The organism is Pseudomonas sp. NFIX49 (assembly GCF_900115915.1).
Classification (GTDB): domain Bacteria; phylum Pseudomonadota; class Gammaproteobacteria; order Pseudomonadales; family Pseudomonadaceae; genus Aquipseudomonas; species Aquipseudomonas pharyngis.
The window spans coordinates 263,764-276,937 of the sequence record NZ_FOYE01000010.1 but is presented as its reverse complement, the minus strand read 5'-3'; the positions used below and the strand labels follow the sequence as shown (position 1 = coordinate 276,937).

Genomic DNA, 13,174 nt, shown 5'->3' with positions numbered 1-13,174 from the left:
CGCGGAGCGTCTCTGGCTGCATTCCCACGCGGAGCGTGGGAACGATCAACGAGGGGAGTGGAGCTTGGGAACGATCAACCGCAAAAACCGAACTTGCCGGGCCAAAACCGATCAGTTCCTTACAGGTTCAACCAAGGGAGCTCTGCGTTTTGACCAGGTTCAGGATCGCGATTCTATTGGGGGCATTGCTGTTGTTCGGCGGCCATGCAGTGCAAGCCGCCAGCCTGCCGGGCGTTGCGGCGGCCAGTGAAGAGCCGGCCAAACCGGAGCCCATCGTGCAGGGCGGACTGCTCGGCGCCATCAGTTCCAGCATCGACGACGTGCAGGACAAGCTCGACCTCAACGAACATCTGGTCGACGCCTGGCGCCTGCGCGCCGATCGGGCGGCGGATGAAGTCGACAGGCTGGTCAATCAACCTTCGAACCGCTCGGGCTGGAGCGTGGCGGGGGATTTCATGATGCTGTCCGGCGTGTGGCTGGGCACGTTTGCCGTGTTGACGGTACTCGGCAGTGTGCTGGGCAAGCGACTGCGGGAAGGGCGCTGGCTGCGCACTCGCCAGCGCAGCCAGGATTTGCTCGGTTACCTGTTGCCCTACACGCTGCCCGCGCTGATCTGCCTGCCGCTGACCCTGTACGTCAGCCATTTTCTGTCGGCCTCGGTGGGGCGAGCGCTGGCGCTGTGTTTTGCCTACGCCACCAGCAGCGGGATATTTTCCACGTCGATGCTGTTGTGCGTGGTGGTGATGTTCAATGTCGGCCACAAGCGCCGCGCCGTGCAGATCATCCGCGACTACTGCCCGAAACCGCTGTTCCTGATCGGCTTTCTCGCCGCGTTGAGTGACGCCCTGACCAGCCCGCAGATCGCCCGGCAACTGGGCGGCAACATCACCAGCAGCATCGCGGTGTTCACCGGTCTGCTGGCGTCGATCATCTTCGGTCTGCTGGTGATTCGCCTGCGTCGGCCGGTGGCGCACCTGATCCGCAATCGCCCGCTGGCCCAGCGCCTGAAGCAACCGTCGCTGCAGGAGTCCCTGAGGATTTTTTCCGGGCTCTGGTACTGGCCGATCGTGCTGATGGTGCTGGTCTCGGCGGTCAATCTGATCGGCATTGGCGAGGACAATCAAAAGGCCCTGCGCTGCGCGTTGTTCACCACGGTGCTGTTGATCGGTACGGTGTTTCTCAGCACAGTGCTGCAACACCTGTTCAAGTCGCGCAGGGCCGAGGCGATCCAGCGCAGCAGTGCCTACAAGGAACGCTTTCTCAGCCTGTTGCACGCCTTGCTGCGGATCGTCATTGCGATTGTGTTCATCGATATTCTCGGGCGGATCTGGGGTGTGTCGCTGCTCGATTTTGCGCAAAGCAGCACGGTCGGTCGGGCGATCAGCAATGCCCTGAGCAGCATCGGTCTGATCTTCCTCGTGACGTGGCTGTTGTGGGTGGTGCTCGACACGGCGATTCAGGAAGCGTTGAAGCCACCGGTCAGCAAACGCTCGGCGCGTCAGCCCAGCACCCGGGTGAAAACCATCCTGCCGCTGCTGCGCAATGCGATCAAAATCATCCTGGTGGTGATCTGCGCGATCACCACCATGGCCAATCTCGGGATCAACGTCGCGCCGCTGCTGGCCGGTGCCGGGGTAGTCGGCCTGGCCATCGGTTTCGGCTCGCAGCAACTGGTGCAGGACGTGATCACCGGGCTGTTCATCATCATCGAAGACACCCTGTCGATCGGCGACTGGGTGGTGCTCGATTCCGGGCATGCCGGCACGGTCGAAGGCCTGACCATTCGCACCCTGCGCCTGCGCGATGGCAAGGGCTTCGTGCATTCGGTGCCGTTTGGCCAGATCAAGGCCGTGACCAACCAATCGCGGCAGTTTGCGTTCGCCTTTTTCTCGGTGCAGTTCACCTATGACACTGATGTCGACAAGGCCATTGAGCTGATCCGCGAGGCGGGGGATTCGATTCGCGAAGACCCGTTCCTCAAGTACAACCTGCAAGGGCCGCTGGATGTGTTCGGGGTGGACAGGATGGACCTGAACGGCGTGGTGCTGACCGCGCAATTCCGCACGGTGTCGGGCGGGCAGTATGCGGTGAGCCGCGCGTTCAATCAGCGTCTGAAAAAGCTTGTGGATAACAGCCCGTGGGTGCATTTCGCCCAGACTTATCCACAGCAGGTTTTGCTGCCCAAGCGCCAGGAAGAAGAGGTGGCGCCGGCGCATTCGTCGGTGGTGTTGCCGGAGCAGGCGCGCACTCAGTGACGGGTGAGCCTGTTGCGGATTTCGCTCATGGCGGCGGAGTCCAGTTCCACCCAGAATTGCGGCTTGCCCGCGACCTCGGCAGCGACCGGCAATCCGTCGCGATACACCAACCGATTGCTCGCCAGTGCCGGCACTTTCGCCCCCGGCAACAAGGTGCCGGCGAGGTTCAGCGGATCGACGCCGCACACCGCGATCAGGCTGCCGTCATGGGGGCGACGGCGGACTTCGCGCAGCAACGGAATCGCCTCGGGCAGGGCGAATTGCTCGCCGGCCAGACCGCTGACAAAGCGCCCGCCACGAATCTCGCCCCGCGCTTCCAGTCGATGGAACGTGCGCAGGAGTTCGCGCCAGCTCGGCAGCCAATCGGCCTCGCGTTCCAGCAGGCGCCAGAACACCACGCCATAGCGGCGTAACAGGGTCATGGCGATGTGTTCGAGGGTTTCGGGCGACGCCGTTTGACGGTTTTCCACCACCGGCCCGCGACGCAAAAGCGCCCAGCGCCCGGCATCGTCCATGCCACCGACAAACGCCCCGCGCCCGCGTCGACTGCTGCGCTGCTGGCGCTTGCTCGCCGGGGTGATCAGCGCCCGCAATCCGGCAAAGCTGTCGGCATTCACCAGCCCGGCGCCGACTAGTTCCTGCAAGGCGATTTCCAGCTCGGTGCGCAGCAGGTGTGCTTCATGAATCAGCTCATCGAAAAACAACGCGCCGTGCTGGCTCAGTGCGTCGAACACCTTGCGGGTTTTGGGCGACAGTTCACTGATTAGCGTCTGCTCGGCCAGCGCACTCCACAAGCCGACCTGACTGCGCGGCAGCAACACGATGGGGGTGCTGCGCAATGCCGTGCCACTGCTGTTTTGCCGGGCGCTGAGGCGCGTCCATACCACCTTGCCGCTGCGGCACAGATCATCCAGCCAGCTCGGTGAATAATCCTTGAGCCGCGCCGGAAGAATGTCGCTGTCCCAGGCCGAAGCGGCGGCCGGGTAGCCTTCGAACTGGCCGACAATCACCGGCAATACGGCGTTGCCCTGACCACGGGTGGACGGGGACACATGCTGCCAGTCGAACAGAAACCGCATGAAATCCTGCAACGCCACCGGCTCGATTTCCCGGCGCAGACGCTTGACGGTGTAGCGGTGAATTCGCGCCAGCAGATGCCGTTCGCACCATTCTTCAACGGTCGATCCCGGCGTGAAGCGGCCGCGCAGTAAATAACCTTCACGCTCCAGATGAGCGAGGGCTTGATGAACAGCGGCCGGCATCAGGGCCAGCGGCTCGGCAATCGCCACCAGCGGTAGCGGGCCGAATGCGCCGAGCCGCGCGCGGATCACTTCGATCAGTGCCTCATCGGCGGTCCATGCTTCGTCGAAACCGGGCAACGCGGCCAGTTCAGAATGCGCCTTTGGATAAAGCGCTTGCAGACAGGTCAGGCGTTCTCTCGCCAGCCACAGTGAGTGCTCGGGATCGATCTGCAATCGGCAGGCTCGTCCGGTTTCTGCCAGGGTATTCAGCCAATCGCGCCACTGCGGATTTGCCTCGACTTCGCGGTCGCTGATGCAGGCCAGGCTCATCAATGCTTCGTGCATTTCATCGGCGCTGTTCGGCGTCGGCCAGGCCTCTTCGCGCACGGCGTTGATCGCGTCGGCGTCCAGCGCGCCGAGGTCATCGGTGGATTGGGGATCGCTCCAGCGGCGGTTGAGCACGGCCTGGGTGCGACGTTCCTCCAACGGCGCATCGTCGAGAAAGGTGTAGGGCCGGGCGCTGAGGATTTCCGCCGCCAGCGGCGAGGGCGCCGGCAGGTCGCGGGCGATCAGCCGCACTTCGCCGCGCTCCATGCGCCGCAGGAGTTCGAGCCAGCCTTCGCTGTCCATCGCCTCGTGCAGGCAGTCGTCGAGGGTCTGTTCCACCAGCGGATGCTGGGGAATTTCCCGTTCACCGGCGAGGTTTTCCAGGCAGGCGATCTGATCGGGAAACACGCTGGCGATCAGGTCTTCGCTTTTCATCCGCTGCAATTGCGGCGCGACCTTGCGCCCGCCGGTGTAGCGCGGCAAGGCCAGCGCCACGCCGGCATTCCAGCGCCAGCGCACACCGAACAGAGGCGCATCCAGCACCGCTTGAATCAGGATGTGCTCGGCGCTGTTGCTGTTCAGGTAACGCCAGACTTCATCGAGTTCGAAACTGTGGCTGGTGGACAGCGACAGCACGATCGCGTCTTCGCTGGCGGCGGCCTGCAATTCGAAGTTGAAGGTGCGGCAGAAACGCTTGCGCAGGGCCAGGCCCCAGGCGCGGTTGATACGACTGCCGAACGGCGAGTGAATGATCAGCTGGGTGCCGCCGGACTCGTCGAAAAACCGCTCCATCAGCAGCGTGTCGCGCGACGGCAAGGCGCCGAGGGCGAGGCGGGCGCGGGCCAGGTAATCCACCAGTTGTTCGGCGCTGGCCAGGTTCAGGCCGAGGGTGTCGGTCAGCCAATCGAGCGCCGGTTGCAGGTTGCCGGGGCTGGCGCTGAACAGTTGATCGAGTTGCGCGTGCAGGCGCGCCACGGCCGCCGACAGTTCATCGCTGCGTCCCGGCGCCTCACCGAGCCAGAACGGAATGGTCGGCGGCAGGCCCTGGGCGTCTTCGACCCGCACCTTGCCGGAGTCCACCCGCAGGATCCGATAAGAGGCGTTGCCGAGCTGGAACACGTCGCCGGCAATGCTTTCCACGGCGAAGTCTTCGTTGACGCTGCCGATGTTCAGCCCTTGGGGTTCGAGCAAGACGCTGTAGTCGGCATTGTCGGGGATGGTGCCGCCGCTGGTGACTGCGGTCAGCCGTGCGCCGCGTCGTCCGCGCAGGGTTCGGCTCACGGCGTCGCGGTGCAGGTAGGCGCTGCGGATGCCCTGACGGCCGTTGTAGCCTTCGGCGAGCATGCCCAGCAGCGCCTGATAATGTTTTTCGTCGAGGCGGGCGTAGGGCTCGGCCCGGCGGAACAGCGCGAGCAAATCGTCTTCGGCCCATTCCTGGCAACTGACCTCGGCGATGATCTGCTGCGCCAGCACATCCAGCGGCGCCTTGGGGATGTGCAGCGTATCGAGTTCGCCCCGGCGCACGCAGTCGAGCAGGGCGGCGCACTCGATCAAATCGTCGCGGGTGGTGGCGAACAGGCGGCCCTTGGGCGTGCCGCCGACCTGGTGCCCGGAGCGGCCGACTCTTTGCAGAAAACCGGCAATCGAGCGCGGTGAAGCGATCTGACAGACGAGGTCGACTTCGCCGATATCGATGCCCAGCTCCAGCGAGGCGGTGGCGATCAGCACTTGCAGCTCGCCACGCTTGAGCCGTTGTTCGGCGTCGAGGCGAAACTCCTTGGCCAGACTGCCGTGGTGCGCGGCCACGGCGTCTTTTCCGAGGCGTTCGCTGAGGTGTCGACTCAGGCGCTCGGCCAGACGTCGGGTGTTGACGAAAATCAGCGTGGTGCGGTGTTCACGGGCCAGTGCCGCGAGGCGGTCGTAGACCAGTTCCCAGACGTCATTGGCCATCACCGCCGACAACGGCACCGGCGGTACTTCAATGCCCAGATCCCGTGGGCGCGCGTGGCCGATGTCGATGATTTCGCACGGGCGCCCATGGCCGACCAGAAACCGCGCGACGGCATCGATCGGTTTTTGCGTGGCCGACAGACCGATGCGGGTCAGTGGTTCGGCGCACAGCGCCTGCAAGCGTTCGAGACTCAAGGCCAGGTGACTGCCGCGTTTGCCGGCGGCGATGGCGTGGATTTCATCGACGATCACCGTGCGCGTGGTGCCGAGCATTTTGCGCCCGGACTCGGAGCCGAGCAGCACGTAGAGCGATTCCGGGGTGGTCACCAGAATGTGCGGCGCGCTCTTGCGCATGGCGGCGCGGTCTTTCTGCGGGGTGTCGCCGGTGCGCACGGCGGTGGTGATTTCCAGCGCCGGCAGGTCCATCTGGCGTAACTGCTCGGTAATCCCGGCCAGCGGGTTCTGCAGATTGATGCGGATGTCGTTGGACAGTGCCTTGAGCGGCGAAACGTAGACCACCAGGGTTTCGTCCGGCAGGCCGTCAGGCGTTTCCAGGCCGCGGTGGACCAGTTCGTCGAGCACGGCAAGGAACGCGGTGAGGGTCTTGCCGGAACCGGTGGGCGCGGCGATCAGCGTCGAACGGCGCTGGCGGATCAACGGCCATGCGCGGGCCTGGGCGGCGGTTACCGTCGGGAAGGTGCTGCTGAACCAGGCGCTGACGGCGGGGTGAAAGCCTGCCAGCGCCGCGTCCGTGGGAAGGGGCAGATTCATGGCTCCAGTTATGCGGGTGGGTGGGCGAAGTTGCAAGTACCGCTCGGGATCTACACTTTACGGGTGACGGTTGCGCACTAAACCCGCAAAATGCAACGATTCCGGCAATTATCGACGACGGTGTCACAAGCATCGTCGCCAAAGCCATCGTTCCAATCAGACTGGGCCTGCTGACTCTATGCGAATGCGCCTTATGTTACTGGGCGGCGGAAATGCCCTTGGGCAGGCGCTGATTCGCCTCGGTGCGGAGGAAGACATCGGTTTCCTCGCCCCCCGCCCGCCCGAAGACGGCTGGGATGCCGCGAGCCTGACCCAATTGCTCGACGACACCCGTCCCGATGCATTGATCAACCTTGCCTACTATTTCGACTGGTTCCAGGCCGAGGTCGTCAGTGAAAGCCGTCTGGCCGGGCAGGAACGCGCCATCGAACGCCTGGCCGAACTGTGCCAGCACCACAACATCGTGCTGGTGCAGCCGTCCAGTTATCGGGTGTTCGACGGTTCCCGCGCCACTGCCTACAGCGAAAAGGACGAACCGGTGCCATTGGGCCTGCGCGGTCAGGCGTTGTGGCGGATCGAACAGAGCGTTCGCGCCACTTGCCCGCAACATGTGCTGCTGCGCTTTGGCTGGTTGCTCGACGACAGCCCGGAGGGGATCCTCGGGCGCTTCCTGGCCCGTGCCGAACAGCCGGAAGAACTGCTGCTGGCCGATGACCGGCGTGGCAATCCGACGCCGGTCGACGATGCGGCACGGGTGATCATTTCGGTGCTCAAACAACTCGATTGCGCCGCGCCGCTGTGGGGCACGTACCACTACGCCGGCCACGAGGCGACCACGCCGCTGGCGCTGGGCCAGGCGATTCTCTCCGAAGCGCGCAGCCTGCACCCGCTGGCCATCGAAGCGCCGACCGCCCAGGCCCACGCCGCGCGGCCGGATGCGGCTGAAGAACCGCAACACGCGGTACTCGCCTGCAAGAAAATTCTGCACACTTTCGGGATCAAGCCGCGCGCCTGGCGTGCCGCACTCCCGGGCTTACTGGATAGGTTTTATCGTCATGGCTGAAGGCCCTGTTCTCATCACCGGCGGTGCCGGTTTCATCGGCTCGCACCTGACTGACGCGCTGCTTGCCAAGGGCCATTCGGTGCGGATCCTCGATGACCTGTCGACCGGCAAGCGCAGCAATCTGCCGCTGGATAATCCCAGGGTCGAACTGATCGTCGGCGATGTGGCCGATGCCGCATTGGTCGCACAGGCAATGCAGGGTTGCAGCGCGGTCGCACACCTCGCCGCCGTCGCTTCGGTGCAGGCATCGGTGGACGATCCGGTGAAAACCCACCAGAGCAATTTCATCGGCACGCTGAACGTCTGCGAAGCCATGCGCGAGGCCGGCGTCAAACGCGTGCTGTATGCTTCCAGCGCGGCCGTCTACGGCAACAATGGCGAAGGCGAGTCGATTGACGAAGACACGCCCAAGGCACCGTTGACGCCTTACGCGTCGGACAAACTGGCCGGCGAGCAGTACTTCGATTTCTACCGCCGCCAGCACGGTCTGGAACCGGCGATCTTCCGTTTCTTCAACATCTTCGGCCCGCGCCAGGATCCGTCCTCGCCGTACTCCGGGGTGATCAGCATCTTCAGCGAACGCGCGCAGAAAGGCCTGCCGATCACCGTGTTCGGCGATGGCGAGCAGACCCGGGATTTCATGTACGTCGAAGACCTGGTCGATGTGCTGGTGCAGGCGATCGAGACGCCGCAAGTGGACGTCGGTGCGGTGAACGTCGGCTGGAATCAGGCGACCAACCTCAAGCAGATGCTGGCCGCGCTCGAAGCGGTGGTCGGCGAGTTGCCGCCCGTCAGCTATGGCCCGGCGCGCTCCGGTGACATCCGCCACTCGCGGGCGAACAACAGCCGGTTGCTGGAGCGATTCAAGTGCCCGACGCCAACGCCGATGAGCGTCGGCCTGGCCCGTCTGCTCGGCCGCTGAGCTTCTTGCAGACATGAAAAAGGCGCCTTTTGACAGGCGCCTTTTTCACGGCCGGAATTCGGCTTTCAAACCGGTTTCCTGTAGCGAGGGAGCTTGCTCCCCGGTCGATGGCGTAACATCGCCGTCAGTTCTGAGCTGCCCGCCACCAAGCCTCATTCACCACCACGTGAACGTTCTTTAGAACTTGTAGCCTAGACCAACCATGTAGATGAAGGGATCAACGTCCACATTCACCCGTGCACGGGTGCCCGGGGCCACGGCGTTGTTCTCGACGGTGGCGCGGGTATCGATGTCGATGTAGCGCACCTGGGCGTTGAGCATGATGTTGTCGGTCAGCATGTAGTCGGCGCCGACCTGCCAGGCCAGGCCCCAGGAGTTTTTCGCCTTGAAGTTGCTGAAACCGTTGGACTGGGCTTCGCTGCCGACGTGCTCGTCGTAGATCCAGGTGTAGTTGATGCCGCCGCCGATGTACGGCTGGAACGGCGACTTCGCGTCCAGGGGGTAGTAGACGACGCTCAGGGTCGGCGGCAGGTGTTTGAGGGTGCCGAGCTTGCCGTTGGCGGCTGGCAGGGCAGTGCCCTTGAGCTTCACGTCATGTTCGAAGGGCGAGGCGGCCAACAGCTCGATACCGATGTTGTTGGTCAGCATGTAGGCGAAGTTCAGGCCCAGTTGGGTGTCGCTGCTCATGGTCGCCTTGCCGCCCAGGTTGGTGCCGCTCAGCGGACCCTGATCGACCTTGACGCTGGAGCTGTCGGCCTTCGGGTTGACGGTGATCGCACCGGCACGAACGATGATGTCGCCGGCTTCGTGGGCGTGGGCGAGCGGGGCTGCGAGCGCGAGGGCAAACAGCGAGGCGCTGAGCAAGGACTTGTTCATGGAAGCTCCCAAAGGACGTTAAAAATGTTTGATGTCCTATGGTACGAATCCGTCTGATACGGTCTTTTGACTCAGCTCAATGAAACAGTGATGCCCCGGATTTTTGTGGAACTTTCATGGCCTCATCGCTGACAAGCAATAAAGAACCAGCAGATTTACTCCGGCAGTTCGTACACATAAATCTTGTCAGCTTCCATCTGATACCCGGCATCGGCCAGTTCGCTGGTGGACTGCTTGACCTGCAACGGCCCTTCCACCCAGTACGGCTGATACAGTTCGTCGAGCTTCACGCCGAGTTCGCTTTTCACGTGCACGATCTGGTTCGATGGCGGTGGCGGCACGTGGATGCAGGCGCCGAAATACGGCACCAGCAGGAAGTCCGTGGTGCGGCCCTCTTCGCTCACTTCCAGCGGCACGATGTAGCCCGGCAGGCGGATGTTCTGGCCGTCGAGGCTTTGCACCACGGGGGCGTTGGGCATGTCCTGTTTGGCGGCCGGCGCGGACTCGGCGGAAAGCGCATCGCCCATCTTCGACAGGTCATGCAGCGGCGTCATGTTCGGCACTTCGGGCGCGGCGTCCGGCGGGATCATTTCCGACCAGGTCAGGTCTTTCGGCGCCGCCGCCCACACGGGCAGGGCGACCAGCAACAACAGCGCAAGCACGGCGCGGGGCATGGTGAACATCCTCATAAACGTATCGACAGGCCGTCGGCCAGAGATTGGCGATACGCGCGCCAGGCCGGCACGCTGCCCATCAGCAGCGCGGCCGCCAGAATGCCACCGAGCAGCGTCCATTCATACTCGCTTGGCCAGGCCAGCGGCAGATACAGCCCGTAATTGGCCTGCACATAACCCTGAGCAGCGGCGATGCCGAGGTACAGCAATGCCAGCCCGGCGATCACCCCGGTCAGCGCCAGAGCGAACGCTTCCAGCACCAGCAGGCTTGCGATGTGCCACGGTCGCGCGCCCACCGAACGCAGGATCGCCATTTCGCGGCGACGCTCGTTGAGGCTGGTGAGAATTGCCGTGAGCATGCCGATCAACCCGGTCAGCACCACAAACAGCGAGACCACGAACAGCGCTTTTTCAGCGGTGCTCATCAGGCTCCACAACTCCTGCAAGGCCACGCCCGGCAGGATCGCCAGCATCGGCTCGCCACGGAATTCGTTGATTTCCCGTTGCAGGGCGAAGGTCGAAATCTTGCTGTTGAGGCCGAGCATGAACGCGGTGATCGCTTGCGGCGTCAGGTCCATGTTGCGCGCCTGATCGGCGCTGATCCGTCCGTTGCCACGGGCCGGCACGCCGTTGTGCCAGTCGATGTGGATCGCCTCCATGCCGCCGAGGCTGATGTGCAGCGTGCGGTCCACCGGGGTGCCGGTGCGCTTGAGAATCCCGACCACGGTGAACGGTTTGTCGTCGTGCTTGACCAGACTGATCGCCGCCACGCCGTGGGCCAGCACCAGTTTGTCGCCGAGCTTGTAATGCAGCGCCTCGGCCACTTCGGCACCGAGCACCACTTCGAACGGATCGGTGGCGAAGGCGCGGCCGTCGGCCAGTTCCAGATGCTGCTGGCGACCGTACTGGTAATGCTCGAAATAGGCTTCGGTGGTGCCCATCACCCGGTAGCCGCGATGGGAGTCACCGAGGGACATCGGAATCGCCCACTTCACCTTCGGGTTGCTGGCGAAGTGTTCGAAGCTGTCCCAGCGAATGTTGTTGGTGGCGTTGCCGATGCGGAACACCGAATACAGCAACAGGTTCACCGAGCCCGAGCGGGCGCCGACGATCAGGTCGGTGCCGCTGATAGTGCTGGCAAAACTGGCTTTGGCTTCAGTTCGCACCCGCTCGACTGCCAGCAGCAGGCAGACAGAAAGGGCAATGGCGAAAGCAGTGAGCAGGGCGGTGAAACGCCGGTTGGCGAGGCTGGCCATGGCCAGACGGAACAGATACATCTCAGACCTCGGCAGACGTGGCGGCGCGATTGAGTTCGGCCAGGGACAGGTGACGGTCGAACAGGGGCGCGAGGCTCTGGTCGTGGCTGACGAACAACAGGCTCGACCCGGCTTCGCGGCATTCGGCGAACAGCAGACGAATGAAGTTTTCCCGGGCGTCGTAATCCAGTGCCGAGGTCGGTTCGTCGGCGATCACCAGTTCCGGTTGCCCGATCAAGGCGCGGGCAGCGGCGACCCGTTGCTGCTGACCGATCGACAGCGAATCGGCGCGGCGACTCAGGAGGCTTTCGTCCTTCAAACCCAGGTGGGCGAGCAGGGTGGCGGCGGCCTGATCAACGCTGCCGTGACGCTGTTTCGCTCGCTCGGCCCGCAGCTTCGAAAAGTGGCACGGCAGCTCGACGTTCTCGCGCACCGAGAGAAAGGGCAACAGGTTGAACTGCTGGAAAATGTAGCCGGTGTGGTCGACCCGAAAGCGATCCCGGGCGCCGGCACCCAGTTCGGTCAGTTCCTGGCCGAGCAGGCGAATGCTGCCGCGACCGGGTTTCTGCACCCCGCCAAGCAGTCCGAGCAGGGTGGTCTTGCCGCTGCCGCTGGGGCCCTTGAGGAACAGGGTTTCGCCGGCTTCCAGGCGAAACGCCGGGATGTCCAGCAGCGGCGGGTGACCGGGCCAGTTGAAGCCCAGGTCGGACAGTTCGATGAGTGCTTGGGTCATGGCGCCGTTTCGTGTCAGAACTTCAGGGCGGCGGCCTTGGCCGTCACTTCCGTGCCTTGCTGGCCGCTCGGGCCGATCAGTTGTACCTGAATTTTCTGGGTGGCCGGGAAGGTAGTGAACAGGTTCGCCAGATCCAGGGTTTTCAACGCGCCCGGCGCCGCGCAGCTGAACTGGTAGTGGGCGTGGATTTCGCTGTGGTCGTGATGATGCTCGTGACCGTCCTTGCCGGCCTCCTCTTCGTCGTGGTCGTCGGCATCCGGCTTGTCGCCGAACAGCGGGCTTTCCAGCTCCTGGCTGGTGACTTTGCAACCGGCGGCGGCCGGCAGACTGAACAGAGCCTGCGGTTTTTCCAGTTGCGCGCGGGCGGCGGCGACCTTGGCCTTGTCGGCATCGCTGGTGGCGACGTGTTCAAAACCCACAAGGTTCATCGCCGGGCTTTCCAGCTCCAGCTCCAGGGTCTGGCCGTCGAGCGCGGCGTTCAGGCGTCCAACGCCATGTTCGTGGGCAGCGAGGCTGCCGTGCTCATGGTCGTGATCATGCTCATCGGCAGCCTGGGCGATGGCCAGCGGCAACAGGGCAAACGGCAAAGCGAGCAGCAGACGACGCATGATGGTCTCCGGGAAGTAAAGTGAAGAGTTTGTTATGTAATCTTATAACGAAAGTGCGCAGAGTTTGCCCGCCCGCTTGGCGTTACACAAGTCCCATGGGAGCATGCAGGTCAGAAATGTGCGGGAGCGAAGCTTATGTTGCGGATACGCGGAACCGTCGGCGAGTTGCCGGTGGATTTGACCCTGGAACTGGATGAAAGCGACTGGGCGCGGCTCGGTGCGCAGTTTGGCGTGCAGGTGCAGACGGCCCAGCCGCAGGCAGCAGCGGCGGCGCCGATGGCGAAACCGGTGAGTCAGGACGATGCGTTGTGGCAGGTCGCGAGGGATCTTTTGCGCAAGGCCGGGCAGCTCAGCGGCCCGGATCTGCTGGATCAGCTCGAAGGGCTGACCGGCAGCGCAGCGGCGGGCAAGCGCTTGCTGGTGCGCCTGCGTCATTCATCCGACGTGAAAGTGGCGAGCGGCGGGGATACGCCGCTCTACAGCTGGATCGAGTAAGGG

10 protein-coding genes are annotated in these 13,174 nt (G+C 63.8%); 4 read left to right on the top strand and 6 right to left on the bottom strand.

Features of this window, described 5'->3' with window-relative positions; translation table 11 throughout:
- Positions 1-149: 149 nt before the first annotated feature.
- Complete coding sequence (locus tag BMZ46_RS26825) at positions 150-2,255, top strand: mechanosensitive ion channel family protein (RefSeq protein ID WP_074691651.1); 2,106 nt, start codon at positions 150-152, stop codon at positions 2,253-2,255.
- On the opposite strand, the gene BMZ46_RS26820 is transcribed toward BMZ46_RS26825, so the two are convergent.
- Complete coding sequence (locus tag BMZ46_RS26820; protein ID WP_074691648.1) at positions 2,249-6,544, bottom strand: DEAD/DEAH box helicase; 4,296 nt, start codon at positions 6,542-6,544, stop codon at positions 2,249-2,251. The genes BMZ46_RS26825 and BMZ46_RS26820 overlap by 7 nt on opposite strands.
- Before the next feature lie 178 nt (positions 6,545-6,722).
- On the opposite strand from BMZ46_RS26820, the gene BMZ46_RS26815 reads away from it, so the two are divergent.
- Together BMZ46_RS26815 and BMZ46_RS26810 are read left to right on the top strand one after the other, a co-directional pair.
- Positions 6,723-7,607 (top strand): sugar nucleotide-binding protein, encoded by an 885-nt coding sequence (locus BMZ46_RS26815; protein WP_074691645.1) that lies wholly within the window; start codon positions 6,723-6,725, stop codon positions 7,605-7,607.
- The gene (locus BMZ46_RS26810) at positions 7,600-8,529 is read left to right on the top strand and encodes an NAD-dependent epimerase/dehydratase family protein (RefSeq protein ID WP_074691642.1); all 930 of its coding nucleotides are present in this window, start codon (positions 7,600-7,602) and stop codon (positions 8,527-8,529) included. The genes BMZ46_RS26815 and BMZ46_RS26810 overlap by 8 nt, the downstream gene beginning before the upstream one ends.
- Positions 8,530-8,706: 177 nt before the next feature.
- Here BMZ46_RS26810 and BMZ46_RS26805 read toward each other — a convergent pair whose 3' ends face one another.
- From BMZ46_RS26805 to BMZ46_RS26785, 5 genes are all read right to left on the bottom strand, one after another.
- Complete coding sequence (locus BMZ46_RS26805; RefSeq protein ID WP_074691639.1) at positions 8,707-9,405, bottom strand: OmpW/AlkL family protein; 699 nt, start codon at positions 9,403-9,405, stop codon at positions 8,707-8,709.
- Positions 9,406-9,560: 155 nt separating this feature from the next.
- The gene (locus tag BMZ46_RS26800; RefSeq protein WP_039772003.1) at positions 9,561-10,079 is read right to left on the bottom strand and encodes a DUF3299 domain-containing protein; all 519 of its coding nucleotides are present in this window, start codon (positions 10,077-10,079) and stop codon (positions 9,561-9,563) included.
- 11 nt (positions 10,080-10,090) lie between these two features.
- A complete protein-coding gene (locus BMZ46_RS26795) occupies positions 10,091-11,356 on the bottom strand; it encodes an ABC transporter permease (RefSeq protein WP_074691637.1) in 1,266 nt (421 codons plus the stop codon).
- Position 11,357: 1 nt separating this feature from the next.
- On the bottom strand, positions 11,358-12,068 hold the full coding sequence (locus tag BMZ46_RS26790) for an ABC transporter ATP-binding protein (RefSeq protein WP_064599743.1): 711 nt from the start codon (positions 12,066-12,068) through the stop codon (positions 11,358-11,360).
- A 14-nt stretch (positions 12,069-12,082) separates the two neighbouring features.
- Entirely contained in the window at positions 12,083-12,676 is a 594-nt protein-coding gene (locus BMZ46_RS26785) for a DUF2796 domain-containing protein (protein ID WP_064599741.1), read from the bottom strand.
- A gap of 135 nt (positions 12,677-12,811) precedes the next feature.
- Here BMZ46_RS26785 and BMZ46_RS26780 point away from each other — a divergent pair, with 135 nt between their 5' ends.
- Positions 12,812-13,171: a hypothetical protein gene (locus tag BMZ46_RS26780; RefSeq protein WP_074691635.1), complete on the top strand. Its 360-nt coding sequence runs from the start codon at positions 12,812-12,814 to the stop codon at positions 13,169-13,171.
- Positions 13,172-13,174: the final 3 nt, after the last annotated feature.